24 protein-coding genes and 1 tRNA gene are annotated in these 26,632 nt (G+C 70.0%); 16 read left to right on the forward strand and 9 right to left on the reverse strand.

Translation table 11 applies throughout. From position 1 onward, the window contains the following. Window positions 1-225 precede the first annotated feature (225 nt). The 3 genes from QIS96_RS09025 (at window position 226) to QIS96_RS09035 (ending at window position 4,028) form a co-directional block, all read left to right on the forward strand. Entirely contained in the window at window positions 226-1,773 is a 1,548-nt protein-coding gene (locus tag QIS96_RS09025; protein ID WP_282541912.1) for a glycoside hydrolase family 32 protein, read from the forward strand. Between the two features lie 152 nt (window positions 1,774-1,925). Continuing rightward, a complete protein-coding gene (locus tag QIS96_RS09030) occupies window positions 1,926-2,663 on the forward strand; it encodes a sporulation protein (protein ID WP_282541913.1) in 738 nt (245 codons plus the stop codon). A 96-nt stretch (window positions 2,664-2,759) separates the two neighbouring features. Further along, entirely contained in the window at window positions 2,760-4,028 is a 1,269-nt protein-coding gene (locus QIS96_RS09035; RefSeq protein ID WP_282541914.1) for an MFS transporter, read from the forward strand. 102 nt (window positions 4,029-4,130) lie between these two features. Here the strand turns inward: QIS96_RS09035 and QIS96_RS09040 are convergent. Next, a tRNA-Pro gene (locus tag QIS96_RS09040) sits at window positions 4,131-4,207 on the reverse strand. Window positions 4,208-4,301: 94 nt separating this feature from the next. On the opposite strand from QIS96_RS09040, the gene QIS96_RS09045 reads away from it, so the two are divergent. After that, on the forward strand, window positions 4,302-4,805 hold the full coding sequence (locus tag QIS96_RS09045) for a DUF309 domain-containing protein (RefSeq protein WP_282541915.1): 504 nt from the start codon (window positions 4,302-4,304) through the stop codon (window positions 4,803-4,805). A 152-nt stretch (window positions 4,806-4,957) separates the two neighbouring features. Then, window positions 4,958-7,024 carry an MDR family MFS transporter gene (locus tag QIS96_RS09050; protein ID WP_282541916.1) on the forward strand — a complete coding sequence of 689 codons (2,067 nt, stop codon included), beginning with the start codon at window positions 4,958-4,960 and terminating at the stop codon, window positions 7,022-7,024. A gap of 258 nt (window positions 7,025-7,282) precedes the next feature. Here the strand turns inward: QIS96_RS09050 and QIS96_RS09055 are convergent, their stop codons facing one another. The 5 genes from QIS96_RS09055 to QIS96_RS09075 all read right to left on the reverse strand — a co-directional run bounded on the left by QIS96_RS09055 (window position 7,283) and on the right by QIS96_RS09075 (window position 12,957). Then, entirely contained in the window at window positions 7,283-7,927 is a 645-nt protein-coding gene (locus tag QIS96_RS09055) for a response regulator transcription factor (protein WP_282541917.1), read from the reverse strand. Then, window positions 7,918-9,681, reverse strand: coding sequence for a sensor histidine kinase (locus tag QIS96_RS09060; RefSeq protein WP_282541918.1), 1,764 nt, complete (start codon window positions 9,679-9,681; stop codon window positions 7,918-7,920). Before QIS96_RS09060 ends, QIS96_RS09055 begins: the two co-directional genes overlap by 10 nt. 78 nt (window positions 9,682-9,759) lie before the next feature. Beyond that, window positions 9,760-11,562, reverse strand: a complete 1,803-nt coding sequence (locus tag QIS96_RS09065) for a VanW family protein (RefSeq protein ID WP_282541919.1) — start codon at window positions 11,560-11,562, stop codon at window positions 9,760-9,762. A 125-nt stretch (window positions 11,563-11,687) separates the two neighbouring features. Continuing rightward, entirely contained in the window at window positions 11,688-12,269 is a 582-nt protein-coding gene (locus QIS96_RS09070; RefSeq protein WP_282541920.1) for a hypothetical protein, read from the reverse strand. Between the two features lie 112 nt (window positions 12,270-12,381). Then, window positions 12,382-12,957, reverse strand: coding sequence for a TetR/AcrR family transcriptional regulator (locus QIS96_RS09075; RefSeq protein ID WP_282541921.1), 576 nt, complete (start codon window positions 12,955-12,957; stop codon window positions 12,382-12,384). A 138-nt stretch (window positions 12,958-13,095) separates the two neighbouring features. Between QIS96_RS09075 and QIS96_RS09080 the strand changes: the two genes are divergently transcribed. The 10 genes from QIS96_RS09080 to QIS96_RS09125 all read left to right on the forward strand — a co-directional run bounded on the left by QIS96_RS09080 (window position 13,096) and on the right by QIS96_RS09125 (window position 22,678). After that, a complete protein-coding gene (locus QIS96_RS09080) occupies window positions 13,096-13,482 on the forward strand; it encodes a VOC family protein (protein ID WP_282541922.1) in 387 nt (128 codons plus the stop codon). A gap of 226 nt (window positions 13,483-13,708) precedes the next feature. Further along, window positions 13,709-15,952: a bifunctional glycosyltransferase/CDP-glycerol:glycerophosphate glycerophosphotransferase gene (locus QIS96_RS09085; protein ID WP_282541923.1), complete on the forward strand. Its 2,244-nt coding sequence runs from the start codon at window positions 13,709-13,711 to the stop codon at window positions 15,950-15,952. Between the two features lie 22 nt (window positions 15,953-15,974). Next, window positions 15,975-16,178 (forward strand): glycosyltransferase family 2 protein, encoded by a 204-nt coding sequence (locus tag QIS96_RS09090; RefSeq protein ID WP_282541924.1) that lies wholly within the window; start codon window positions 15,975-15,977, stop codon window positions 16,176-16,178. After that, a complete protein-coding gene (locus tag QIS96_RS09095) occupies window positions 16,175-16,447 on the forward strand; it encodes a hypothetical protein (RefSeq protein ID WP_282541925.1) in 273 nt (90 codons plus the stop codon). The genes QIS96_RS09090 and QIS96_RS09095 overlap by 4 nt, the downstream gene beginning before the upstream one ends. 50 nt (window positions 16,448-16,497) lie before the next feature. Continuing rightward, window positions 16,498-18,018: a hypothetical protein gene (locus QIS96_RS09100; protein ID WP_282541926.1), complete on the forward strand. Its 1,521-nt coding sequence runs from the start codon at window positions 16,498-16,500 to the stop codon at window positions 18,016-18,018. 124 nt (window positions 18,019-18,142) lie between these two features. Further along, entirely contained in the window at window positions 18,143-20,182 is a 2,040-nt protein-coding gene (locus QIS96_RS09105; protein WP_282541927.1) for a N,N-dimethylformamidase beta subunit family domain-containing protein, read from the forward strand. Between the two features lie 40 nt (window positions 20,183-20,222). Further along, window positions 20,223-20,645, forward strand: coding sequence for a hypothetical protein (locus QIS96_RS09110; RefSeq protein WP_282541928.1), 423 nt, complete (start codon window positions 20,223-20,225; stop codon window positions 20,643-20,645). A 56-nt stretch (window positions 20,646-20,701) separates the two neighbouring features. Further along, window positions 20,702-21,064: a hypothetical protein gene (locus QIS96_RS09115; protein WP_282541929.1), complete on the forward strand. Its 363-nt coding sequence runs from the start codon at window positions 20,702-20,704 to the stop codon at window positions 21,062-21,064. A gap of 34 nt (window positions 21,065-21,098) precedes the next feature. Next, on the forward strand, window positions 21,099-21,989 hold the full coding sequence (locus QIS96_RS09120; RefSeq protein WP_282541930.1) for a tachylectin-related carbohydrate-binding protein: 891 nt from the start codon (window positions 21,099-21,101) through the stop codon (window positions 21,987-21,989). A 65-nt stretch (window positions 21,990-22,054) separates the two neighbouring features. Continuing rightward, entirely contained in the window at window positions 22,055-22,678 is a 624-nt protein-coding gene (locus QIS96_RS09125; protein ID WP_282541931.1) for an acyltransferase, read from the forward strand. Between the two features lie 61 nt (window positions 22,679-22,739). On the opposite strand, the gene QIS96_RS09130 is transcribed toward QIS96_RS09125, so the two are convergent. Next, a complete protein-coding gene (locus QIS96_RS09130; RefSeq protein WP_282541932.1) occupies window positions 22,740-23,705 on the reverse strand; it encodes a glycosyltransferase family 2 protein in 966 nt (321 codons plus the stop codon). A gap of 91 nt (window positions 23,706-23,796) precedes the next feature. Between QIS96_RS09130 and QIS96_RS09135 the strand changes: the two genes are divergently transcribed. Continuing rightward, window positions 23,797-24,243: a GtrA family protein gene (locus tag QIS96_RS09135; RefSeq protein ID WP_282541933.1), complete on the forward strand. Its 447-nt coding sequence runs from the start codon at window positions 23,797-23,799 to the stop codon at window positions 24,241-24,243. 90 nt (window positions 24,244-24,333) lie between these two features. Here QIS96_RS09135 and QIS96_RS09140 read toward each other — a convergent pair whose 3' ends face one another. Then, window positions 24,334-25,371, reverse strand: coding sequence for a Gfo/Idh/MocA family protein (locus tag QIS96_RS09140; protein ID WP_282541934.1), 1,038 nt, complete (start codon window positions 25,369-25,371; stop codon window positions 24,334-24,336). Continuing rightward, entirely contained in the window at window positions 25,368-26,465 is a 1,098-nt protein-coding gene (locus tag QIS96_RS09145; RefSeq protein ID WP_282541935.1) for a DegT/DnrJ/EryC1/StrS family aminotransferase, read from the reverse strand. Before QIS96_RS09145 ends, QIS96_RS09140 begins: the two co-directional genes overlap by 4 nt. Window positions 26,466-26,632: the final 167 nt, after the last annotated feature.

Below are 26,632 nucleotides of genomic sequence, written 5' to 3' on the forward strand. Positions count from 1 at the left end.
TTGACGTACCCGCAGTCGATGGTTTTACGTGACGGGGCGGTGACCGGGCAGGCTCGTCGGCTGGCGGCCCGGACCGCCGCAGATCCCTTCAGCCCCGCATGTCCGGTCGATCGGGAACGGCCCGGTGCGGTGGCGGATCCGCTTTGCCGCGCGACCTTGCGCGACGACGCGCGACTTGCGCGACGACCCCTCACCCGAACCTCGCTCCTCGATGTGGAGAGACTCATGCCGTTCCCCAGCCGCCGCTCCGTCCTGGCCTCCGCCCTCGGAGTCACCGCCGCCACCGTCCCCCTCCTCGGCGGTACGGCCGCCGCAACCCCCGCCACCCGCGCCTCGTCGTCCGGCGCACGCGCCGAGACGTACCGCCCCCGGCTGCACTTCTCCCCCGCTAAAAACTGGACCAACGACCCCAACGGGCTGATCTTCCACGAGGGCCGCTGGCACCTGTTCTTCCAGTACAACCCCGAGGGCGACGTCTGGGGCAACATGTCCTGGGGCCACGCCGTCAGTTCGGACCTGCTGCACTGGGAGGAGCGCCCGGTCGCCATCGCGCACGACGAGCAGGAGATGATCTTCTCCGGCTCCGTGGTGTTCGACGAGCGCAACACCAGCGGCCTCGGCACCGCGGGCCGGCCCCCGCTCGTCGCGATCTACACCAGCACCCTCAAGGACGACTCGGGTCTGCAGCGCCAGTCCCTGGCCTACAGCACGGACGCGGGCGAGACCTGGACCAAGTACGCGGGCAACCCCGTACTCGACATCGGCGCACGGGACTTCCGCGATCCGAGCGTCTTCTGGCACGCGGACAGCGGCCGCTGGGTGATGGCCCTCGCACTGCCCACCGAGTACAAGATCCGCTTCTACGCGTCCGACGACCTCAAGTCCTGGCACCACCTCAGCGACTTCGGCCCGCTCGGCGCGACCGGCGGCATCTGGGAGTGCCCCAACCTGTTCCCGCTCGGCGACCGCTGGGTGCTGCTCGTCAGCCTCAACCCCGGTGGCCCGGCCGGGGGTTCGGCCACGCAGTACTTCACCGGCTCCTTCGACGGCACCACGTTCACCCCGGACCCGGACCAGGGCACGCGCTGGGTCGACCACGGCGCGGACTGCTACGCGGGCATCACGTACAACGACGCCCCCGACGGCCGCCGGGTGTTCCTGCCGTGGATGAACAACTGGCTGTACGCCGACCGCATCCCCACCGCACCCTGGCGCGGCGCCATGGGCTTCCCCCGCGAACTCGCCCTGCACGAAGGCCGGTTGGCCCAGGCCCCGGTGGCCGAGCTGGAGTCCCTGCGCACCCGTACGCTGCTGTCCCTGACCGGTGCCACCGCGCCCGAGGGTACCCGCCGACTCCTCGCCGACACCGGCCAGTTCTACGAGCTCGAAGCCGTGCTCGCCCCCGACTCCCCGACCACCTCCGACTTCGGCCTGGACGTGCGCACGGGCGGGGGCTCGTACACCCGGATCGGGTACGACACCGCCGCGGGCGAGCTGTACATCGACCGCCGCTCCTCGGGGGATGTCGGCTTCGCCGCGGAGTTCCCCGGTGTGCACCGAGCGCCCCTCGCCCTGCCGGACGGCGGCCTCGACCTGCGCATTCTGGTCGACGCCTCGTCGGTCGAGGTGTACGCGGCCGGCGGCGCGGTCTGTCTGACGGACCAGATCTTCCCGGACCCGAGCGCCTGCGCCCTGCGCGCGTACGCGGACGGCGGTCCGCTCCGGATCGAGACGCTGACGGCACGGGCGCTGCGGTCGGCGCTCCGGGCCTGAGAAACGGCCCAGGACGACGTCCTCGGGGGCGACCGGAAGACCTGACGACACTGCGCCACCGACCCGCACATTTTCGTCACCGTCCGGGTTTCGGACGCCCCCTAGACTCGCTGCAAGTTGATCAATGTGTTCCCTAAGGGAAAGGACAACTCGTGGCATTCCGCGCGTTCTTCAGCGCTCTGGGCATCAACGCCCCCGAGGCGGACACGGTGCCGGCCAGGACCGACGTACACCCGGGAGAGGAGCTGCCGTTCAGGGTGGCGGTGCGCGGCGGAGGCGCCGATGTCCAGGTCGACCGGCTCACGGTGGAGCTCGTGATACGGGTGGAGGAGTACGAGGCGGCCGAGACCGGCTGGGCCGCCCCGCAGGTCATCGCCAGTGTGGAACTCGGGTCCTGCACGCTCCCGGCGAAGCAGGAGCTGACCTTCGAGGGCACTGTGGCCATCCCCTGGGAAATGCCCCTCACTCATGCTCTGGGCCAGGGCCTGAAGGGCGCGCGGTGCGCTCTGCGCACCACGATGGCGATCGACAACGCGGTGGACCGGGGCGACTTCGACGAGATCGCCGTGCATGCCCGGCCCGTCCAGGACGCCATGTTCCAGGCGTTCGCGAACCTCGGCTTCCGCTTCGCCGAGGCCGAGGTGAAGAAGCACTATCGCAACCATCAGCGGACGCAGAAGCTGCCGTACTGCCAGGAGTTGGAGTTCTGGTTCCCGAGCTCCTACAACCGGCAGAGCCAGCTGGAGATGACGGTCATCACCGCGCAGCCTGACTCGGTCGAGGTCATCCCCGGATCGATCGGCTCGTACCTCTTCACCGCGGACCAACTCGACGTCGCGGCGTGGACGAACTGGCTGGACGACTTCTGCCGCTCGCGCTGGTCCGCGTAGTGCCGTGACCGCCACCGCCCGGCGGCTCACACCCCGGGGCCGAGGGGACCTGGGGGGGCCGGCATCACCCGAAGCCATTTGGTATACCGTTTGCCGATGTTGGACAGACGGACTGCTGAAACGACCGACGACACCACCCGTGCCGCATCGGTCTGGCGCGCGCCGGGCATGCCGGCCCTGCTCGGTTCCACCGCGCTCGGATTCGCCGGAGTCTCGCTCCTGTTGCCGGTCGCTCCCCTGTGGGTGCTCGACGGCGGGGCCGACGAGCTGGGCGCGGGCGTCGTCAACGCCGTGATGATGCTCTGCACGGTGGCCGCCCAACTCCTTGTGGGGCGGGCCCTGCAACGCATCGGCTGGCGCCGGACGCTCATGCTCGGAGCCGTCCTGCTCGGCGCGCCCGCACCGGCCCACCTCCTCACCGACGACGTACGGGTGGTGACGGCGCTCGCGGCGGTCCGTGGCCTCGGCTTCGGCATCATCACGGTCTGCGGCGCGACGGGAGTCGCCGCGCTCGTCGAACCCGCCCGCCGCGGCCGCGCCGTCGGGGCCTACGGACTTGCCATCGCGACACCGCAGTTCCTGCTCGTGCCCCTCGCGCCCTGGCTCGCCGAACGCGTCGGGTACTGGCTGGTGTTCACCGCCGCCGTCATACCCCTGCTCGCCCTGGCGCTCGCCCCTTCCGTGGCCCGCGCCCTGCACGCCCACGACGGCCCCGCCGCCGACGCCGCCCGGCCGGCTCCGGCGCCGCCGGACCGCACCCACCTGCGCCGCGCCCTGACCGGGCCGATCGCCGCACTCCTCGTGATCACCTCGGCCGGCGGCGCCGTGCTCACCTTCACGCCGAGCCTGGCCCCCGGCCCGGCCGTCGCCGTGGTGGCGCTCCTGGTGTTCACCGGGGCCTCGGCGCTGTGCCGTTGGGCCTTCGGCGGCTTCGCGGACCGGCGCGGCGCCGCCCCGGCGATCGCGCCGCTGCTGCTGCTCGGCGCCGCCGGTCTCGCCGCCATCGGCACGGGAACAGCGAGCGATTCGGACACCGCCACGGCCACGCTGCTCGTGACCGGCATGCTCGCCTTGGGCATCGCGTACGGCGGCCTGCAGAACCTCACCCTCGTCCACGCCTTCGCAGCGGCGGGTGAGGACGCACGGTCGGCCGTCGGCACGGCCTGGAACATCGGCTTCGACGCGGGCACCGGCCTCGGCGCACTCGCCGCAGGCGCGGTCGCGGCCTCGTTCTCGTACACGCTCGCCTACGCCGCCCTCGCGGCCGTCACCGCCCTGGTGGGCGTCTCCTGGATCGCGACCGCCCGGAAGGCGCAGATCCACCACCGCGGGAAGGACAACTCACCGCACGGTCAAGGACGTTGACGCTCACCTACGTCGGGCAAAGAGGCCGTACGAGCCGCACCAGACACACGAAAGGCCGTTCTCTCGTGGATGAGAGAACGGCCTCCGACCAGCGTTTCCGCGTGGTCGGGACGACAGGATTTGAACCTGCGACCCCTTGACCCCCAGTCAAGTGCGCTACCAAGCTGCGCCACGTCCCGGTGCTCGCTCGCGGGTGTTGCCCGCGCCGTGCAGTAAGTACCTTACCTCACCCCGGACCTGCGTCGATCACCCCCGTCCCGGCACAATCGGAGGGTGAACACGACTCCGTCCCCGGACGCCCAGGACCGCGATCGCGACGCCGAGGGCCGGGCCCGCAACGCCCGCCCCCGCGACGGCCTCGGCCGGCCGCTGCCGTACGGGGCGCCGGGGGTCGAGCGGCAGCCGGAGGGTGTCGTGCGCACCCCGGCCGAGACCCTGGCCGAGGCCCAGGCCCTGCTCGACCAGGGGCGGCCGTTCCATGCGCACGAAGTCTTCGAGGACGCCTGGAAGTCGGGGCCCGAGCGGGAGCGGGCGCTGTGGCGCGGACTCGCGCAGCTGGCGGTCGGCCTCACGCACGCGGCGCGCGGCAACGCGAAGGGCGGGGCGCGGCTGCTGCGCCGCGGCGCGGGCGTGATCGCGGCCGAGCAGCCCGCGCCGTACGGGATCGACGTGCCCGGCCTGGGCGTGTGGGCCGAGGAGTTGGCGGCCCGGGTCGAGCGGGGCGCGGGACCGGTGGACGCGGCGGAGTGCGCGCCGCGGCTGCTCGGGGCCCCGTAGCGAACGGCCGACATTCGACGGGGTCGCACCCTGGCCCTCGCCCGGCCGGCCCGCAAGTCCTGCTCGGCCGCCCGTGACCGCTCGGCCGGAAGTGCCACCGGTTCGGCCCCGCGCGGCGGGCGGTGACGTGTGGGGCGCACAACAGTTGGCCTGTGACCACCAGCGCCGAGGCCGCCGCCCCTGCCCCCGCTCCGCCCGTGCTCGACTCCCGTACCCGCAATGTCGTCTTCGTGACGATCATGCTGGGCGTGCTGCTCGCCGCGCTCGACCAGACGATCGTGGGCACCGCGCTGCCCACGATCGTCGCGGACCTCGGCGGCGGGGCCCATATGTCGTGGGTCGTCACGGCGTATCTGCTCGCGGAGACCGTGGCGACGGTCCTGGTCGGCAAGTTCGGCGACCTCTTCGGCCGCAAGGTGATCTTCCAGATCTCGGCGGTCGTCTTCATCACCGGCTCGTTCCTCTGCGGCCTCGCCGCCAACATGCCGCTGCTCATCGTCTGGCGCGGCCTTCAGGGCATCGGCGCGGGCGGCCTGATGGTGACCTCGATGGCGTTGATCGCCGATGTGATCCCGCTGCGCGAGCGCGGCAAGTACCAGGGCGCGATCGGTGCGGTCTTCGGCGTCTCGACGGTGGTCGGCCCGCTGCTCGGCGGCCTGTTCACGGACCATCTCTCCTGGCGCTGGGCGTTCTACGTCAACGTGCCCATCGCGATCCTCGTGGTGATCGCGGCCGCCAAGACCATTCCCAGCGTGCGGTCCGCGGCCCGCCCGGTGATCGACTACCTCGGCATCGCCCTGGTCGCTGCGGGGTCGAGTGCGCTGATCCTGGCGACCAGCTGGGGCGGCAACGAGTACGCGTGGGGCTCGGGCGTCATCATCGGGCTCTTCGCCGGGGGTGCGGTCGCGCTCGCGCTGTTCTGCCTGGTGGAGGGGCGGGCGGCCGAGCCGATGCTGCCGATGCGGCTCTTCGCCAACCCGGTGTTCACGGTCTGCTCGATCCTCAGCTTCGTCGTCGGCTTCGCGATGCTCGGCGCGATGACGTTCCTGCCGACATATCTGCAGTACGTGGACGGGGACTCCGCGACCGTGTCCGGGGTGCGGACGCTGCCGATGGTGGCGGGGCTGCTCGTCGCGTCGGTCTTCAGCGGCAACGTGGTCAGCAAGACCGGCGCGTACCGGATCTTCCCCATCGTCGGCTCGCTCGTGATGGCCCTCGGCCTGTATCTGCTCTCGCTGATGAGCGCGAGCACCGGCGTGTGGCTGGAGTCGCTGTACATGCTGGTGCTCGGCGCCGGCATCGGTCTGTGCATGCAGGTCCTGACGATCGCCGTGCAGAACACCGTCGACTACGCGGACCTGGGCACCGCCACCTCCGGCGTCACGTTCTTCCGCACGCTCGGGAGCGCCTTCGGCACCGCCGTGTTCGGGACGATCTACGCCAACACCCTGACGCCCAACCTCACCGACGGCGTGGTCGCCGCGGCGCAGGCGGGCGGCGATCCGGCGGAGCTCGCGCGGGCCGCGCAGAGTCCGCAGGGGCTGCACGCGCTGCCCGGCGAGCAGGCGGGCCCGCTGGTCGACGCGTACGCGGACTCGCTGCAGACGGTGTTCCTGCTCACCGTGCCCGTGGCGGTGCTCGGGTTCGTTTTCGCGCTGTTCCTGAAGCAGGTCGAGCTGCGCGACTCGGCGCGCATGGCGTCCTCGGACATGGGTGAGGGGTTCTCCTCGCCCACGGCGACCGGGGACTCGGCGAAGCTCCTCGAACTCTCCGTCGCCAAGATCGTCCGCGCCGCCGGTCCGGCCGAGGCGCGCGGGGTGCTCGCCGCTTCCGAGTCCCGGCTCGACGTGGCGGGGGCGTGGGCGGTGATGCAGGTCGAGCTGCTCACACGGCTCGTCGGGCACGCCAGCCTGGGTCTGATCGCCACGCGCCGCGAGGTGCCGCCCGAGGTGCTCGTGCCGGTTTTCGACCGGATGGTCGACGAGGGGTATCTGAGCCGCGAGGGCGCGTTCTTCGCGCACACCGCGGCGGGCGCGCGCGAGGCCGAAGTGATCCACCAGGCCTGGAGCGACTGGCTGGGCGACCGCCTCGAAGAGGACCGCGGCCGGCCGGCGGGGCCCGAGCTGCGCGCCGCCACGGACGCGTGCGCCAAGCGCCTCCTCGCCGAGGACCTCGCCCAGGGCATGCCGGGCGCGGCCCGGCAGCGCGTCTCCACCTGACCCGTGGGCCGCCGCATCGGTATACGTACACGCTCCGTACGCACCCCTGGTCAGCGGCTGTCCGTACCGCTCGGTATTCAGGGCTTGCCCTGATGTTCCGTACGCCCCGGCCGCCTAGTTTTGGACATCCGGCACCGCTCCGCACCGGTCAGATTCGGGGTACGGGGAACGGGGGCAAGGTCACGGGCACGGGGGCCCGGGGCCGCTGCCCGGTCGCGGAGCGGCAGCCGGGTCGGGGGTGCGCGGCGGCCTGTGGCGTCAGGCTTCGCGCAGGTGGGCGAGGACCGCGAGGACGCGTCGGTTGTCCTGCGCGTCGGCGTCGACGCCGAGTTTCGTGAAGATGCTGCGGACGTGCGACTCCACCGTCTTCACCCCGATGACCAGGGCCTGGGCGATGGCTTGATTGGAGCGCCCCTGCGCCATCAGCGCGAGCACGTCCCGCTCGCGGGCGGTGAGCTCCGCGAGTGCGCCGCCGCGCGCCCCGGCCATCAGGTGGGCGACGACCTCGGGGTCGACGACCGTCTCACCGGCCGCCACCCGCTGCAGGGAGCGGGCCAGCTCCTCGGCGTCGGCGACGCGCTCCTTGAGGAGGTAGCCGAAGCCCCGCCCGTCGTCGGCGAGCGCCCGCACGGTCGCGGTGGTCTCCACGTACTGCGAGAGCAGCAGGACGCCGATGCGCGGATGCCGGGCGCGGATCGCGGCGGCGGCGCGCAGGCCCTCGTCGGTGTGCGTGGGCGGCATCCGGATGTCGACGAGGACGGCGTCGGGTTGGTGCAGGTCGACCAGGCCGAGGAGCGGTCCGGGCTCGCCGCAGTGCGCGGGCACCTCGAAGCCCTCGTCGGCGAGCAGCCGTACGAGCCCCTGCCGCAGGATCGCCGAGTCCTCGGCCACGATCACGCGCATGGCAGCTCCGCTCGTACGCGCGTGCCGCCGCCCGCCGGGCTGTGCACGCTGAGCACGCCGTCGACGGCGGCTATCCGGTCGGCGAGGCCGCTGAGGCCCGAGCCGCGTGAGGTGTCGGCGCCGCCGACGCCGTCGTCGACGGTCTCGACGACGAGCGTGCCGCCCTGCCGCCGGGCGGAGACGCTGACGGCGCGCGCACGGGCGTGCTTGGCGGCGTTGGCGAGGGTCTCGCAGACGGTGAAGTACGCGGTGGTCTCCACGACCGGGTCGTACCGGCCGGGCTCTGCGGCGACCACGACGGGCAGCTCGGCCTGGAGCGCGAGTTCGGCGAGCGCCGGGGCGAGCCCCTCGCGGGTCAGCACGGCGGGATGGATGCCGTGGGCGAGGCCGCGCAGCTCCTCCAGGGCGAGGCGCAGGCTCTGCTCGACCTCGGCGACGGCGCCGCGCACCTTCGCGTCGGGGTGGTCGGCGACGCCCTTGCCGACGCGGCGCAGCGCCATGAGGGCGAACACGATGCGGGCCTGTGCGCCGTCGTGCAGATCGCGTTCGAGGCGGCGTCGTTCGTCGTCGGCGGCGCGCACCAGGCGCGTGCCGGCCTCGCGGGCCTCGGTGCGCAGCCAGGCGTTCTCCAGGCCGAGGCGGAGCGCGGCGCCGACGGCGGCGAGAAGTTCGGGGTCCTCGGCAAGCGCGGGGTCGTGGTCGAGGACGGCGAGCGGGGTGCCGCGCGCCGAGTCGACCCGGGTGGCGCGGGCGCCGTCGGCGCGTACGGGCCCGCCGTCCTCGTCGACGTAGCGGCCGGGTACGCCGTGGCCCTGCTGCCACAGGCCGAGCCGCAGCGAGCTGTCGCCGAGTACGCGGGCGAGGACCTCGCGCATCCGGGCCGGGGTGGGGTCCGCGCCGACCTCGATGACCAGGCCGCCGACCTCGGCGTGCTGCAGCCGCATCCGCAGAAGCCCGGCGAGGAACGCGAGCGGCACGGCGCACTGCGCGAGGTCGGAGAGGAGCAGCACGAGGTCCTCGCCGAGCCCGTCGATCCCGGGCGCCGCGAGCAGCACGACGTCCCAGAGCACGAAGACGAGGGCGACGGCGATGGCCACCCAGACGGGCAGCAGCGCGCGCCGGCGGGCGAGCGAGGCGCGCCGCCAGCGGTGCACCACCGCCGTGACGGTGAGCGCCGAGATCACCAGGGCGAGCCCGCGGTAGGCCAGGTCGACCGGCTCGAAGAGACCGGTGGCCGAGTCGATCAGGAGCGCGTTGGGCCCGCAGTCGCGGCAGTCCAGGTAGGTGGCGTCGGGCGCGCGGGCCGGGTCGTAGGTGAGCGCGCGCAGCAGTCCGCCGACGGCGACGGTCGCGTACGTGGCGTGGATCAGGCCGCGGGTGCGGGCGCCGGTGATCCGGCCGTCCGGGAAGGTCAGGACGAGGTGCACGAGGACGGCCAGGTTCAGCCCCTCCCACCAGGCGCCCACGGCGAACAGGGCCGGTACGGAGGTGCCTTGGAGGTTGCCGATGAACCAGGTGACGCCCTCGGCGACCATCAGCGGCCCGGTCCGGTTGCCGGGCCTGCGCCACCAGGCGACGAGCCCGGCGCCCGCGTAGGCCCAGCCGACCGCCAGGTCCCGGGCGAGGTCGCCGCTCCCGGCGCCCGACTGTGCGTACGACCAGGCGCCGGCCGTGCCCGCGCCGAGCGCGGCGCTCGCGCCCAGGGCAAGGCGGAAGCCGAGCCTCCGCGGCCCTGTGTCGCTTGTCGGTCCCACCTTCGTCCCCGCCCCTGTCACGGCCCACACGCTAAGGCATGGCCGGGTGCGCGCTTCCGGGCCCCTCCTCCGGGTCGACTACTCGCCCGCGGTCGGCTCGTCCTCTGCGGCGGCCTGGTCCTGGGCCGGCTTCTCGGACGCGTCGGTCTGGTTCGGCTCGGTCGGCTTCGGCTCGCAGGTGATCTTGTCGCGGGGCGTGTAGTGGGTGTGGAACGGCTCGCGCTTCACCTCCACGCCGTCGTTCTTGAAGATCCGCTCCACGGTGACGTCGAAGCCTTCGAGCGGGGTCTGGGGCTCGCACTGCTCGGAGGTGCTCTCGCGCTCCTCGGGCTCCTTGACGTTCTCGCGCGGGCCCTGGGTGGCGAGGACCTCGTCGTACTTCTTCGTGCCGAGGAACGTGACGGTCACGGAGGTGTCGGTGGACTCGGCCTTGATGTAGATCGCGTGGCCGGAGTCGTTGAGGAAGCGCAGGTCGAGGCTGCCCCAGGCGACGGTGGCCTCGCGGCCCTCGGGGTAGCGCTCGATGTAGAAGGAGTGCGCGCCGTGCTCCAGGGGCTTCACGCCGGCGAAGAACAGGGCGTTGTACAGCGTGGTCGCGACGGTCGAGACGCCTCCGCCGGCGGCCTTGGTGTACTGGTCGTTGAGGATGATCGTGCCGTCGACGAACCCGTTGGCCTTGGTCCGCTCGCCGACGGTGCGGTTGAAGCTCCACTCCTGGCCCGGCATGACGAGGGACCCGTTGATCAGCTCGACGGCCCGGCCGATGTTGGTGCTGCGGTACTGGGCGGGCTCGAAGTTGACCGTGAACGAGGACATCTTCTCGGTGAGGCCCAGCTGCTCGGCCTTCTCGCGGGTGATCTCCGGCTGTGTGGTCTTCGTGGCGACCTTGCCCGTACGCGCGTCGGCACCCGTCTTGGTGAGCAGCGGCATGACGGCCTTGCCGAGCGCGTCGGCGGTGACTTCCTGCCCGGCCCTGCCGTCGCTCGCGGCCACGACGCGGTCGCCGTCGAGCTCCAGCTCGGCGTTCTCGGCGCCGCCGGTGATGCGGGCGAGCGGCTCCGCGACGTCGGGGTCCTTGAACAGGCCCTCGCTGTCCAGCCGGGGCTTGAGCCGGCCGGAGTCGTCGGGCTCCAGGGCGAGGTGCTCGGCGAGGGTGTCCTGGCCGATGGTGAGCTCGCTGCCGCCGACGTCGAGGGTGACCGGCCCGGACATGGCGGGCTCGGCGAACTCGTGCAGGGCGCGCTGGGTCTCCGCTGCGGTGACCTTCGGCCGGGTCTCGCGCGTCGGCAGCACCGTCTCGGCGGCGGGCTTCTCGGGGAGGTACGCGGCGCGCAGCGCGGTCAGCGCCCCGTCGGTGTCGAGGGTGTGGCCCGTGCGGGCCGGGCGCGCCTCGGCCTTGCCGTTCTCGAAGGTGACGGCGCCGTTCCGGACCTTCTGCCGGTCCTTGGCGGCGAGGTCCTTGAGGGCGGCGCGCGCCTTGGGCTCGTCGACGTGCACGACGGGGTCCACGTCCCCGCCGGTGCGGAAGAGCCCGCCGATGACGGTGACCGGGTCGGCGCCGCTGCGGGCCGCCTTGTCGACGGTGGCCTCGGTGTCGACACTGAGCCCGGCGGCTCCGGGGTCGACAGCGGACTCGCGCTCGCCGAAGCGCACGGGCAGGGGTTTCGCGCCCTCGTCCGCGGCGAGCTCGCGCTCCAGCTTCTGCCGGGCCTCGGCCTTGCTGAGGCCGCCGACGTCCACGCCGCGTATCTGGGTGCCCGGGTCGATTCCGTCTCCGTTGACCAGCGATCCCGCCAGGTAGAGACCACCGGCACCGACCGCGAGCACACCTCCTGCGATCGCGGCGGGGCGCAGGTACGCGGGGCGTATTCGGTGCTGCATGGAGCTCCCTCGGAGACGGCTGCGGTCAGGGTCCCGGCAGTCGGCCGGGACAACTGATCAAGTAACCCATATTCGGGCATTCAGTTCATAGGGCACACATCACATCCGCGGCTGCGCAGTACGACTCACTCCCCCGTCAGCTCCGCGTATCCCTCGGCGAACCCCTCCACGTACCGGTCCATCCACTCCGCGAAGCGCTTTCCGTACGCCTCCTCCGCGTCGAGGAGGACGCCGTCGGGATCCTCGGCCGGGTCGAGGCCGAATTGCCGCTTCAGCCAGGCCACGTACACTTCGCGCACCTCGCCGGAGCCGCGGCCGCCCTCCGCGTCCTCCTCCTCGTCGGAGAGGGAGATGCCGTCCGGGAACACGTACACATACCGATCGCAGGCGAGGAGCCGCAGGAGTTGTCGCAGGTCGGTCGCGACGAGGTGCACGCCGCCCTCGTCGCCGAACGCCACGATCGGCAGGTCGGCCAGGTCCTCGCGGTCGTCCATGCGCCATATCGCGTAGAGGGAACCGGAGCCGTTGGCCATGGCGAAGGAGCGGAAGCGGTCGAGGAACTCCGGATCGCTCGACCAGGTGTCGATGCCGCTCGCCTCGCCGAACTTCTCCAACTCGAAGCCCTGGGAGAAGTAGTCGGCGAGGGAGGCGCTGAATTCGTGCAGCTGGTTCAGCTCGGGGACGGGCGAGTACGTGTCGTGATCCATACGCCCGACCGTACGACCCGGCACTGACAATCGCCCCTCGGTGAGCGGGAGTTGAGGACCCCGCCCGAGCCCCCGAGCCCCGAACCTCAAGCCCCCGCGCACCCGCCCCCGCTCACGCCCCCGGCGCGCTCCGCTCCACGAGCACGTCGACGATGTGGTCGATCCCGTGCGGCGCGAGCAGCTCCGGCACGGTCAGGTCGTCGACGATCACGCCGAGCATCGCGAGGTAGAGCAGCAGCACGGTGTCGCGGTCGCCGGGCAGGCCCGCATCGAGGTGCCAGGCGATGTTGTCGTCGAGCAGCTCCGTGAACGTACGGGTGAGGTCCTCCTGCAACTCCGGCCGGCGCGTGGCCTCCAGCCGCAGTTCCAGCATGGCCAGATGGCTGCTGCGGTCGGCCCGCATCCGCTCGACCAGCTGCCGCAGCAGGGTGGCGGTGAGCTCGCGGCCGGGCTCGACCTTCATGGTCTCGGCCATCGCGACCGGGTCCGGGGTGAGACGCTCCTTCGTACGGCCCATGATCTGGCGGAGCAACTCGGCACGGTTGGCGAAGTAGTTGGTGGTGGTGCCGGTGGGCACTCCGGCAGCCTTGTCGACGGCGCGCAGGGTGAGCCCCCGCGACCCCTCCTGGGCCAGGACCTCGATCGCGGCGTCGAGCAGCGCGGTCCGCCGGGCGGGATTCTGTCGCATGGGTCTTCCCTGCCAATCACAACTACGAATGCAGTACTACGTCTTTACCACTGCAGGCAGAGTACATTACGTACGAAGCAACTCCCGTACGCCACCAGCTCATTTCCACACCGATTCCGAGCATGAAAGGCCTGCCCCATGCGAGTGCGAGTCAAGGACTTCGACCACCTGGTCCTGAACGTCGAGGACGTCGAGCGCGCCTTGGAGTTCTACTGCGGGCCACTGGGCCTCGAACCGGTGCGCGTGGCGGAATGGCGCGCCGGAAAGGTGCCGTTCCCCTCGGTGCGGGTCAGCCCGACGACGATCATCGACCTGCTCGCCCGCCCGCGCGGCGAGTCCAACGTGGACCACATCTGCCTGGTCGTCGAGCCCCTCGACTGGCAAGAGGTCATCGACGCCGGCGAGTTGACGGTCGTCGACGGCCCGGGTCCCCGTTTCGGCGCACGCGGCAGCGCCCAATCGATCTACGTAGAGGACCCGGACGGCAACACGGTCGAATTGCGCTGGTACCCCCAGGACGCCTAATCCCGCGCCACCGGCGGGGAATTGACCATGGGGCCGGCTCCCCAGCCGGCCCCATTCGTCTGCTCAGCAGAAGAATTCGACCTTCGGCCGTCGATCCGCCGCCACCGTGGGCAAGGGCGCGTCACCTTCGCGCATCCGGGGTCCCCCGCATGCCGCAGCCGGCGTAACCCTCTCAGCCCATGGGCCGTTTTCAGGCAATACGCCGCTGACGACCCATGGAAATACATTGCCACGGTTCAGTGTGATTATCCCCGTCTATAAGGTGCAGGCATATCTTCACGAATGCCTTGAATCCGTCCTTGAACAGCCGTTCACGGATCTGGAGATCATCGCGGTCGACGACTGCTCACCTGACTCCAGCGGGGCGATCATCGACGAGTTCGCAGCCCGCGACCCGCGTGTGCGCGCCGTACATCTGACGGAGAACACAGGTCTCGGACCGGCCCGCAACACCGGCCTCGAACACGCCACCGGCGATTATGTGATCTTCCTGGACAGCGACGACTCCCTCACCCCCGACGCGCTGCACGCGATCGCGCACCGACTCGACGTCACGGGCCGCCCCGACGTCCTGGTCTTCGACTACGTACGGTCGTACTGGACGGGCGGCACCGCCCCCAACCCCGTCACCGCCCACCTCACCGAGGACGGTCCCGCGTCCTTCGCCCTCGACGCCCGCCCCGGCCTGCTGCGCGTCCTGCACGTCGCCTGGAACAAGGCGTACCGCCGCGACTTCCTGGAGCGCGCGGGCTTCGCCTTCGCTCCCGGCTACTACGAGGACGTCTCCTGGACCTACCCGGTCCTGGTCACCGCCGAGTCGATCGCGGTGCTCGACCGGGTCTGCGTGCGGTACCGGCAGCGCAGGAAGGGAGCGATCACCTGCTCCCCCGGCCGCCGCCACTTCGAGATCTTCCCGCAGTACGACCGGGTCTTCGCCTACCTGGACGCGCACCCGGAGACGGCACGGTGGCGGCCCCTCGTCTTCCGCCGGATGCTCGACCACTTCAGCACGGTGTTCACCGCGCCCGACCGGCTGCCGCGCGGCAGCCGCGCGGCGTTTCTGCGCGAGGCCCGCACCTACAGCCGCCGCTACCGCACACCGGGCCCAACTCCCCCCGTGCGCACCCGGATCCGGCACGCCCTGGTGGGCCTCGGCGCACACCGCAGCTACCAGGTCCTGCACTTGGCGCGCACCTGCCAGCGCCGGGCCCAGCGTGCCGCCACCACCGCACGGCGCGCCCTCAGGGCCGCCGCCCTCCAACTCCACTACCGCGTGCAGCGGTTGCTCCCGCTGCGCGCCGACGACGCCGTGTTCTCCGCCTATTGGGGCCGCGGCTACGGCTGCAACCCGGCGGCCGTCGAGGCGAAGGTCCGCGAACTCGCCCCCCACATCCGCACCGCCTGGATCGCCGACCCCGCGCACCAGCACACCGTCCCGCCCGGCACCCGCGTCCTCACCCCCGGCACGGCCGCGTACTGGACGGCGCTCGCCCGCTCCAAGTACCTCGTCAACAACGTCAACTTCGACCGCAGGCTCGTCAAGACCAAGGGCCAGGTGTTCCTGCAGACCCTGCACGGCACCCCGCTCAAACGCATGGGCCTCGACCTGCTCGACCGGCCGGCCGCCATCGGCGACACCGACGTCCGGCGCATGCTCGCCAACTGCGACAAGTGGGACTACGTCCTGTCCTCGAACCGCCACTCCACGGCCGTCTGGGAGCGGGTCTACCCCGCCGACTACACCACGCTCGAATACGGCTATCCCCGCAACGACGTCCTGCGGAAGGCCACCGGCGAGGACGTGGCCCGGCTGCGTGACGCCCTCGGCATCGCCCCGGACTCGATCGCGATCCTGTACGCCCCCACCCACCGGGACTACCGCCGCGCCCAACGGCACGCCATCGACCTGGAGCGGCTGCTGCGCTCGCTCGGCCCCCGCTTCATGGTGCTGACCCGCGCCCACCACCTGTCCCCGGCCGCTCCTCCGGGAGTGGACTCGTCCCGGCTCGTCGACGTCTCGGACCACCCGAGCGTCGAGTCCCTCTGCCTGGCCAGCGACGCCCTGATCACGGACTACTCCTCACTGATGTTCGACTACGCCAACCTGGACCGCCCGATCGTCGTGTACGTCGACGACTGGGAGGCCTACGAGGCGGCCCGCGGCACCTACTTCGACCTCCGCACCTTCCCGCCGGGCGAAGTCGCCGCCGACGAGGACGAACTCGTCCGCGTCTTCACGGCCGGCGATTGGCGCGGCCCCCGCTCCACCCTCCGCCGGGCCGCCTTCCGGACGCGCTTCTGCCCGTACGACGACGGGGACGCGGCCGAGCGGGTCGTACGGCATGTCTTCCTCGGCGAGACGACGGGGCTGCCGCCCGCGGCGCCGTGGGAGAGAGAGTGCCCGACGGCCGCGCCCGGCCCGCGGCAGGAGCCGGAGGCCCCCGCGACCCTGCCCATCAGCGCCGGTTGAACGGCCATCCAAGGAGAGTGCGTTGCCCCGCTTCAGTGTTGTCGTCCCGGCCCACGAGGTGCCGGGGCGGCTGCCCGACTGTCTCGACTCGGTGCTCGGCCAGGCCTTCGCCGACTTCGAGCTGATCGCCGTCGTCACCTCGCCGGAGGGGCCGTGCGCCTCGATCGTGTCCGCACACGCCGACCGCGACCCGCGGGCGGTGCACTCGCCGACGGCCGCAGCATGACGGCGAACCTGCTCGCCTCCGCGGGCACGGACACCTTCGACATCATGAGCAGCCCGCAGAAGACCGTGAACTGCTACCGGCGCTACAAGCCGGAGGGTTTCACACCGCAGGACGGCGCCTACCGCAACCAGTGGCGCCTGTTCATCGGCGTGCTCTGCCTGTCGCTCATCCCTGCCCTGCGCGGCAAGGCGGCTCGCGTCGTCCCGCCCCGGACGCCCGAGGAGACGTCTGCCGCAAGCCCGCCGAAAAACACGGAGTTCGCCCCGTAAGAAGCCTCCCGCTCGACCGATTCGGTCCGAACGACCAGGAGTTGTACACCATGTCGTCCACCCAGCTCTCGTCCGCAGTTCGAGCCGGTGCGGCCGTGCGGACCACGGCCGCGAAGGTACGGGACCTTCGGGCCCATGTCCCGCCGAGACTGCGACTGCCGCTGGCCGTCTTCCTGCTGTGCCAGATCAGCTACCTGGTGTGGTGGGCGGCGTACCACCCGGGTCTGATGACCATCGACTCGGTGGTCTACAGCTGGCAGGTCACCACCGGCAACTGGCGCTCGGACCACTCGGTGCTCTACAGCTCGCTGGTCTGGCTGTCCCTCAAGGGCACTGGGGACTTGGCGGCCCTGACGCTGCTGCAGACCGTCGCGATGTCCGCCGTGCTCGCCCACACCTGCGCGGGCCTGCGGACGCTGGGCGTACGGGGACGGTGGAGCGCACCGGCGGCGGTGGCCTGCGCGGCCGCTCCACCGCTCGGGTCCTTCGTGGTCTTCGTGTGGAAGGACGTGCCGTTCACGATCTCCGCGGTCCTCGTGTTCGCCGTGTCGGTACGGATGTTGGGCAGGCGTGCGCAGGGCACATGGGTCGGCCGCCCACAAAGCTCGGAGCTTCTGCTGCTGTGCGTCGGGCTGTTGGGGGTCGACCTCTTCCGCAACAACGGCTTCCCGGTGGCCGTGTTCGCCTCGCTGGCTCTCCTCCTGGCGCTGCCCGGGGCCCGGCTCCTGATGGCCGGGCTGGCCGCAGCGACCACGAGTCTGACGCTGCTGCTCGCCCTCGTGATCTATCCGGCGGCCGGCATCGAGCAGCCGAGCAAGGCGTTCTACTACAACCTGCACCACCACGACCTCGCCGTGACGTACGCGCGTAAGCCTGGGCAGTTCACCCCGGACGACCTGCGGCTGATGGCTCGGGTGGCGCCCCTCCCGACCTGGCGGGAAGCGGGCTCCACCTGTTACACGTCCGACGTGTTCTACTACAGCCCCTCGGTGAACCGCACCGCCGCAACCCGACTCACCGAACCCCTGGCGCAGTTGTGGTGGCGCACCCTGCGCAAGTCCCCACAGCAGGTCCTCGACGCACGCCTGTGCCGGGCCCACATCGCCTGGGCCGTCTTCCCCGGGCCGGCGGACAAGGACGGCAGAACGTGGACGTACAACTCAACGATCCCTGCCGATCTGTGGGGTTACAAAGGGATGGCGGGCAACCCGTACCGGCCGCTGCTCAAGGCCCGGCCGCTGTCGGACACTCTCCACCATGCCGCCACGTTCGCCCGCGAAGCCTCCCGCGTCCCCCAACTGGAGTGGCTCCTCTGGCGCGGCGCCACCTGGTGCTACGCCACCTATGCGCTCATCGCCCTGCTCTCCCGGGCCCGTCGCTGCCGTGCGCTGCTCGCGCTCGGGAGCGTCTCCCTCGGCATGCAGCTCACCGTGCTGGCCGCCAACCCGGCGCCGGCCTTTCGCTATATGACCGCGCCCATGTTCATCGGAGTGCTCTGCCTTTCGCTGATCCCCGTTCTGCTCGCCCGGTCTTCCGCGGCGACGCAGGAACCGGAAAAAGCCGCGACCTGATTCCCCCGGTTGTGTCATCCCAACCGTCTGCCGCCCGGCCGGATCGTGTCGATTCTTGCGCCCGGACAAGGGACCCACAATTATCCCTGGCCACGACGGCTTATCCGGAAGGGCACCGAGAGATATGGCTTACGACTGGCAGCAGCGCTTCTTGAACTTGGTGCCCGGCGGCAACGGAATTATTTACGCGATTCAAGCGGACGGAAATCTCTACTGGTATCGGCATATCGGTTGGAGCAGCGGCACTACATCGTGGGCCAACTCCGGCCAGGGCCGGCTCATCGGGACCAGCTGGCAGAAGTTCCGTTTCGTACTGGCCGCGGCCGACGGCCAGATCTTCGCCTGCCTGCCCAACGGCGACCTGCTCTGGTACCGCTACATCCTCTCCAACAGCACCACCGGTGCCGGAAGTTGGCACTCGGCAAGCGGCCGAAGGATCGGCACCCAGTGGAACTTCCCCCGAGTGATCGGCGGCTGGAACAACGTCCTCTACGCGGAGGACGGCAACGGCGACCTGCGCTGGTACAAATACACCGGCACCAACGGCTCCTTCAGCTGGGCAGCGAATTCTGGTTCCAAGATCGGTACGCAATGGCATACCTACACGCAGCTTTTCGCCGACCCTAACGGTGTTATTTTCGGAACGCGACACGGCAGTGCGCTCGGCTGGTTCCGCTATCTCGGGAACGGCGAATTCAACTGGGCGAACGGCGGCAAACCCGTCGACACCATGATTCTCGGTCCGTTCGAGAGGGGGCTTTTCTCCAACGGCTCCGGCGCCATCTACAAGATCCAGACGAGCTCCGCCAATCCACCGGGCCCGGACAACCGACTCCAGTGGTACCGCCTGCTGAACTCGGAGACCGTGAACACCAGCGGTGTGACGTGGGCGGACGGATCCGGCAAGGTGGTCGGCTCGGGTTTCTCCCGCGAGGAATCGGCGGCGCTGCAGGGCTATGCGGCGTCGCTGTCCACCTCGCAGAGCTCGACTCTCGGAATCCATGTCTCGACGACGTTCTCCTCGTACACGTCGTCCACCCTCCGCCTTGCTCCGACCGCGAGCGCGCCCGCCGTGGTCACGCCGCCCACCACCCGGGCCGGTAAGTTCCAGCTGCTGCAGAGCGGATATCACGCAGCGGGCTGCGGATGGGCGCAGTCGTTCTCCATCTCCGTGGGAACGGGCACGAGTTGGCCTTCGGGCATCTATGCCTCACAGCTGAAATCGCCCGACGGCAAAGAGCACAACGTGATGTTCGTGGTGCGGCCCTCGACGCCCCTGCGCGACATCGCCGTACTGGTGCCCACCAATACGTACAGCGCCTACAACTTCTGGGGCGGGCACAACCAGTACACGACCGGCTCAGGACAGCGCACCATCTCCATGCAGCGCCCCAACATGGGCACCTCATGGGACAACACCTACTCGACCGCGCCCGGCATCATCGACCATCTCCTCTACAGCGACCTGCAGTTGCTGCGATGGATGACCTCGCAGAGCATCGCGTACGACTGCTACGCCGACACCGATCTGCATGCGACGGGTGCCACCTGGCTCAAGACGCCGGCGCAGGGCGGGAATTACAAGGCGCTGGTGCTGACCACCCACCCCGAGTACTTCTCGCAGACCGCGCGTGACAACGTCGTGGCCTTCCAGAACAACGGCGGGCGCATCATCTATCTGGGCGGCAACGGAATTTACGAACGGGTTCAGTTCACCGCCGACGGCAGGGCGAACATCTTTCGGCGTCCGGACGGCGCACGCGATCCCTTCGCGGATTCCGGACAGTCCGAGGCGCAGATCCTGGGCGTATCGCACTACGGCCCCACGTATATGTCCTTCTCCCCGTACGAGGTGCAGGACACCGCCAACAACCCCTTCACCGCGGGTACCGGTCTGAGTGTGGGCGACACGTTCGGCGCCGTCGCCTACGACATCGCCGCCAGCGGCTGGGAAGTCGACCGCAGGCCTGCTCCCCTGCCCGGTTCCGTGCTCATCGCGGAGGGCCTCAACCAGTCGGGCGGCGCCGAAATGCTGTACGTACCGGCCGCCGCCGGCAAGGGCTGGGTGTTCTCGGTCAGTTCGCTGACGTTCACCGGCAGCGTGCCCATCGACTCCGCGGTCCAGAAAATCCTGACGAACGTTTTCACGGAAGCGGTGGCCTAGGTTCCCCGGGCCCCGATCGCACCGAAAGGGAGAAGAGGACATGACGGAGATCTCACGGCGCACGGTGTTCGTCGGCGCGGCGGCATCGACCCTCGCGCTCGGCCTTTCCACCTCGGCCTCCGGCGCCGAACCCGTGCGCGCGGCACAGCCCAGCAGCGAATGCAAAGAGCTGGGCAGCACCCAGGTCTGCGTCCATGCCCGAGAGGTCCAGGACGTCACCGGCCTGCAGTACGTCATCACCAACAACGGCTCGCAGACCATGACGTACAGGGTCTGGTACGTGGATGTGACCGGCGGGCCCGAGTCCGGCAAGGTCACGGTGACGGTGGAGGCGGGAGAGACGTTCGTCGGGTACTTCTACGGCACGCTCCAGCACTATTTCACGCTGCATATGTGCGACGAGACAGAGACCGAATGCGTCGTCCTCGGGCCCGTCGTCGGTGAACTCCCGATCGGCTGGTAGTCACGCTCACCCCCCCTCCGCCCTCTCCTTGTCCCAGCCGACAGAAAGGGACAGTCATGCGGAAATTCCCAGCAATCGCGGGCGCCCTCCTCGGAATCGCCCTGTCCGCCACACCCGCCCACGCCGGCCCGACCGTCTGCCATCAGAACGGTCTGGCCAAGCTGTGCGCCTACGCCCAGGAAGTCCAGGACGTCACGGGCATCCGGTACAACGTGACCCAGCTGGACGGCCCGGGAAGCTACGAAGTCCATTACGTCGACATCGACAACGGCTTCACCTCCATCCCGCAGCCCGTCGGCCCGTTGAAGTTCATGGAGACCAAGGGCGGCCATCTCTACGGCACTCTGCAGCACTGCTTCCGAGTGATCCTCACGAGTCCGTCCGGCACCGACCTCGAAGTACAGCCGGTCTGCCCCTGACGGAACCGCGATCCAAGACCATCGTGGAGAACCCATGCCTCAAAGCGACAGAAGCCGACGACGTACGACCCGTTCCGTGTGGACCGTCCTCGCGGCCCTCGTGATCCCCTTCATCGCCCCGAGTACACCGGCCCAGGCCGACACCGCCTGCACGACGCCCTCGGTGAGCAACTACCACGTGGACGACGAGGGTCAACTGCGGCGCTGGACCTACACCGCCCCGCTGACCGGCGACGCCACCTGGCAGCAGACCAGCATCGCCCCGTCGTGGAGCGCCGCCAAGACCATCTCCGGCGGCGACGGCGTCCTCTTCACCATCACCCCTTCCGGCGCGCTGCGTTGGCACAAGGACAACAACTACAACGGCGTCGGCGGGGCCAGTTGGCACACCAGCAGCGGCGCGACGATCGGCACCGACTGGTCGGAGTTCACCACCGTCGTCGCCGGCGGGGACGGCGTCCTCTACGCGGTGGACTCGAACGGAAGGCTCTACTGGTACCGGTACCTGGGCACGGCAGGCGAGTTCAGCTGGGCCAACGGCGGCGTCGGCCGACTGCTCGGCACCGGCTGGGGCACCTTCCCGCGGATCGCGGCCGGCGGCAACGGCATCCTGTACGCGGTGACGTCGACGGGGCAGCTGCGCTGGTACCGCCACCTGAGCCCGACGGGAGGCAACGCCAGCTGGGCCAACGGAGGCATCGGGACCACGGTCGGCACCGGATGGGGCGGGTTCACCAAGCTCGTGTCCTTCGGCGCCGGCGTCCTCCTCGGCCGGAACAGCACGGGCACCGTCAACTGGTACCGCCACCTTGATCCGCTCACGGGAACCGGCACCTGGGCCAACAACGGCGTGGGCCTGCCCCAGGGCACCGGTTGGAACGACAACGAGATCGTGGCCGACGTGAGCGGCTGCAGAATCACCTGACTCGTGCGGGGGACGAACGGGCCGACTCCCCGCACCCGGACACCCGTTGGTTCGTTCCACAGCACATGAAGCAGAACACTGAAGTGTCCCTCGCTCCGGTCCGGACGGCAGCCGGGGCCCAGGTCGACGAGTCGGCCGCGCTGGGCCCCGGCACCGCCGTGTGGGAGCTCGCTCAGATCCGTGAGAAGGCCGTGCTCGGCGACAACTGCGTCGTGGGGCGCGGTGCCTACGTAGGCCCCGGCGTCCGCATCGGCGACGGGGTCAAGATTCAGAACCATGCCCTGGTGTACGAGCCCGCGGAGCTCGGCGACGGCTCGTTCGTCGGCCCGGCGGTCGTCCTGACGAACGATCACAACCCGCGCTCGGTCGACCCCGAGGGGCGGCCCAAGGGGCGTGACGGCTGGGAGCCGGTGGGGGTCACGGTCGCCGAGGGCGCCTCGCTCGGCGCGCGCTCCGTCTGTGTGGCTCCGGTCCGTGTCGGCCGCTGGGCGATGGTCGCCGCCGGCGCCGTGGTCACGCGGGACGTTCCGGACTACGCGCTCGTCGTCGGCGTTCCCGCCCGCCGCGTCGGCTGGGTGGGCCGTGCGGGGCAGCGGCTCCGGGAACTCCCGGACCGGCCCGGCACATGGGAGTGCCCGCAGACCGGCGCGCTGCACATCGAGAAGGACGGCGTTCTCACCGAGGCCTGACCAGAACCCGAGTGCCTGACCAGAACCAGGAGAAGCGCCGCCCCGTAACCGCTGCCGCCGGTCAGGAGCCCACGACTCCGGCGGTGGCGGCTTTGCGGTCCGGACTTTCCTGGATATCGAGCATGAGCGCCCCGATGAGAAAGTGCATGCCGGTGAGGATCGGCAGAGTCGCGAACAGAACACTGCCCGCACTGGCACTGGCAGGTCCGAGTGTGTGGATCAACACCCATGTGCTCGCCGCGCAGCCGACCGTGATGAGGAAAAGCCCCGCCAGGAGCAGCAGAGCGATCGGCGAGAAAGAGAAAACGACGTACTTCAGTACGATCCGCCGTCCGATTCCGCGGGTCAGCTGCGCGATAAGGGCGGGAATGACCTTGTGCATTCGCATGGTGGACACCTCGGTCCCGTACACCGCGGGAATCGGGACATCGCAGGCCGGGATCCTGAGGATGTTCAGGTTGATCAGCAGGTCGTTCTCGAACGAGTAGTCCTTGGCCACCCGGTCGAGATTCAGTCGTTCCAGTGCTGTTCGGTGGATCGCGGTGTAACCGTTCTGCGGGTCGAACAGGTGCCAGTATCCGGACGCCAGCTTGGTCATGAACGAGAGAATGATGTTGCCGAGAATCCGGTATTTCGGCATGCCCAGGTAGGAGTCCCGGGAGTAGAAGCGGTTGGCCTTCGTGAAGAGCGCGGTGCCGTCGCAGATCGGGGCGAGGAGAGCGGGCAGGTAGGCCGGGTCCATCTGACCGTCGCCTGCCATGACCACGGAGACGTCGCAGCCGAGGCGCAGCGCCTCCTGGTGCCCGTCGCAGACGGCGCCGCCGACTCCGGTGTTGTCCTCGTGCCGGATGAGCACGGTCCGCGGGTCGCCGGCGTCGGCCGCCTCGGAAGCCGTCTCGTCGGTGCTGGCGTCGTCGATGACCACGATGTGGTCGACGAAATCGGGCATGGTGCTGATCGTTCGCGCGATCAGCTTTTCCTCGTTGTACGCCGGAACCACGACGGCGATTTTCATGTTCTGATACACGAAGAAAAACCCTCTCACGGTTCTTTTGTCTGCAACCCGTCTGCGACGACGGACTTGAGCACGGAGGAAGGTACCAGAAATCATTCGGCGAATGTGGACCACTCTCCGCCCCTTCTTATCGGCCGATACGACAAGATTCCTTCTCGTCGGAGGGCTGTGCTACGCCATCGACGTAGGGACGCTGGTGCTGCTGCACGGCGTGCTGAATATGCAATTGGCCGCGGCCACTTCACTGGCTTTCGTCACCGTGCTCGTGGTCAATTTCGGCCTGAACAGATCATTCGTATTCCGAAGCGGCAACCTGGCCGGTCAGGCCTTTGTGAAATACCTTGCGCTGGTCGCACTGAATTACTGCGCAACAGTGGCGACGGTCACCGGGTTGACAGCTCTCGGCCTCGCCTACGTGGTCGCCAAGACGGTGTCGACCGTCGCCAACGCCGTGGCGAACTACTGCGCGTTCCGCTGGTGGATCTTCCGAGCGCCCGCCGCGCAGGAGTCCGATGCTCCGGGCAGACCCGAGCCGGTCCGGGAGTCCTGACCGCGACCCGCGCTGCGACGAGCGTGCGCCGGCGCCTGTGTGCGTTCCGCCCATGGAGAGCGAAGCCGACAGACAGGGGCAGGGGGCAGTTCAGGACCGCTGCGAGACCGACGCCAGGTTCCGTGGGTACGGGTTCTGCAGCGGTAGGGACGCCTTGTGCCGGGCCGAGTCCAGGACCACTTCGGCGACCTCCACCGTCCGCAGCCCCTGGGCGAGGGTGACGATGTCGGTGGCCTTGCCCTCGACGGCGTCGCGGAACCGCTCGTGCTCGACGAGCAACGGCTCGCGCTTCGGGATCGCGTACCGCACCATGTCGCCCTCGGCGGCTCCACGGAAGGCGCTCAGCGCTTCCCACTCGGTGGCGAAGGCCCCGTTGGCGTGGAAGGTGAGATCCGCGGTGAGGGTGTCCGCGATGAAACAGCCGCGCTCGCCGGTCACCGCCGTGAAGCGCTCCTTGAGCGGGCTGAGCCAGTTCACCAGGTGGCTGACCATGGTGCCGTCGGTGAGCTCGCCGACGACGGCGACCATGTCCTCGTGCGGACGGCCGCTCTTCGAGACGGTGTACGCCGACAGGGAGTCGTAGCGGCAGCCCGTCACCCAGCTGGTCAGATCGATGTCGTGGGTGGCCAGGTCCTTGACGACGCCGACGTCCGCGATGCGCTGCGGGAAGGGCCCCTGCCGCCGGGTGACCACCTGGAAGATCTCACCGAGCTCGCCCTCCTCCAGACGCGAACGCAGGCTCTGCAGCGCCGGGTTGAAGCGCTCGATGTGTCCGACGCCGGCGATCAGACCAGCCCCGTCGAAGGCGTCGACCAGGCGTCGGGCGGCGGCCGCGGAGTGGGCGAGCGGCTTCTCGATCAGGGCGCACACGCGGTCCGCGGCGAGGGCGAGGCCGATCTCCTCGTGCAGCACCGTGGGGCAGGCGACCACGGCGTAGTCGAGGCCGAGCGCAAGGAGTTCCGGCAGAGTGGCAACGACCGGGGCGCCGCGGGCGGCCCCTGTGCGGTCCCCCGCCGGGTCCATGACGCCGGCGAGTTCGACCCCGTCGAGCGAGGCGAGGACCCGGGCGTGGTTGCGGCCCATGGCGCCCAGACCGATGAGCCCGGCGCGCAGTGTCTGCTTGCTCATCGGGCGCCTCCGGCCATGCTCACGGCGCGGGCGATGCGCTCCAGGTCGCCAAGGCCGAGGCTCGGGTGGACCGGCAGCGAAAGGACCTCTGCGGCGGCGCGGTCGGTCTCGGGCAGCGCGGGTCCGGCCGCATCGCGGAACGGCTTCAGCCGGTGGATCGGCGTCGGGTAGTACACCGCGCTGCCGATGCCCTGCCGCGTCAACTCCTGCTGTACGGCGTCCCTGCGGCCGTCGGGTACGGCGACGGTGTACTGGTGGTAGACGTGCCGGGCGCCGTCGGCCACCTGCGGCACCGGCAGGCCCTCGATCCGGGAGTCGAGCACCTTGGCGTTGGCCCGCCGCTGCTCGGTCCAGTCCGGCAGCTGCTGCAGCTGCACCCGGCCCACGGCCGCGGCGACGTCGGTCATACGCAGGTTGGCGCCGACGATCTCGTTCTCGTACCGCCGCTCCATGCCCTGGTTCCTCAACAGCCGCAAGGTGCGGGCGAGTTGGGGGTCGGCGGTGGTGATCATGCCGCCTTCGATGGCGTGCATGTTCTTCGTCGGATAGAAGCTGAAGCAGCCGGCGTTGCCGAACGTTCCGACGGGCTGTCCGTGCAGCGCGGCGCCGTGCGCCTGGCAGGCGTCCTCCACGACGGCGAGGCCGTGGCGATCGGCGAGCGGCATCAACCGGTCCATGGCGGCCGGGTGCCCGTACAGGTGGACGGGGATCAGGGCCGCGGTGCGCGGGCCGATCACCGCCGACGCGGCGTCCGGGTCGAGGCAGTAGGTGCCGGGCGTGATGTCGGCGAAGACGGGTTCGGCGCCCACCAGCCGTACGGCGTTGGCGGTGGCGGCGAACGAGAAGGAGGGCACCACCACTTCGTCGCCCGGTCCGACACCGAGCGCCATGAGGCTCAACTGCAGTGCGGACGTACCCGAGTTGACGGCGACACAGGCACGGTCGCCGACCAGCTCCGAGAACTCCTCCTCGAAGGCGGCCACCTCCGGCCCCTGGATGACATGGCCGCTACGCAGGACTCGTACGACGGCTTCGATCTCGGCTTCGCCGATCACGGGCCGGGCAGCGGGAATTGGCAGGTTGGACCCAGACACGAGCAGTCTCCGTAAGAGAGCGAGGGAGTCGGCCTGCGTTTAACCCGCGTTCACTGCGAGGGGTTTCTGTCGCTGTGCTTCATCAACCCTTAAGCAGTATGCGTAGGATCAATTGATTGGACGCACAGCTGTTCTTCATCGACATATGCAAAAGCGTCATGTCGTAC

The sequence above is a fragment of the Streptomyces cavernicola genome (assembly GCF_029968035.1).
Taxonomy (GTDB): domain Bacteria; phylum Actinomycetota; class Actinomycetes; order Streptomycetales; family Streptomycetaceae; genus Streptomyces; species Streptomyces cavernicola.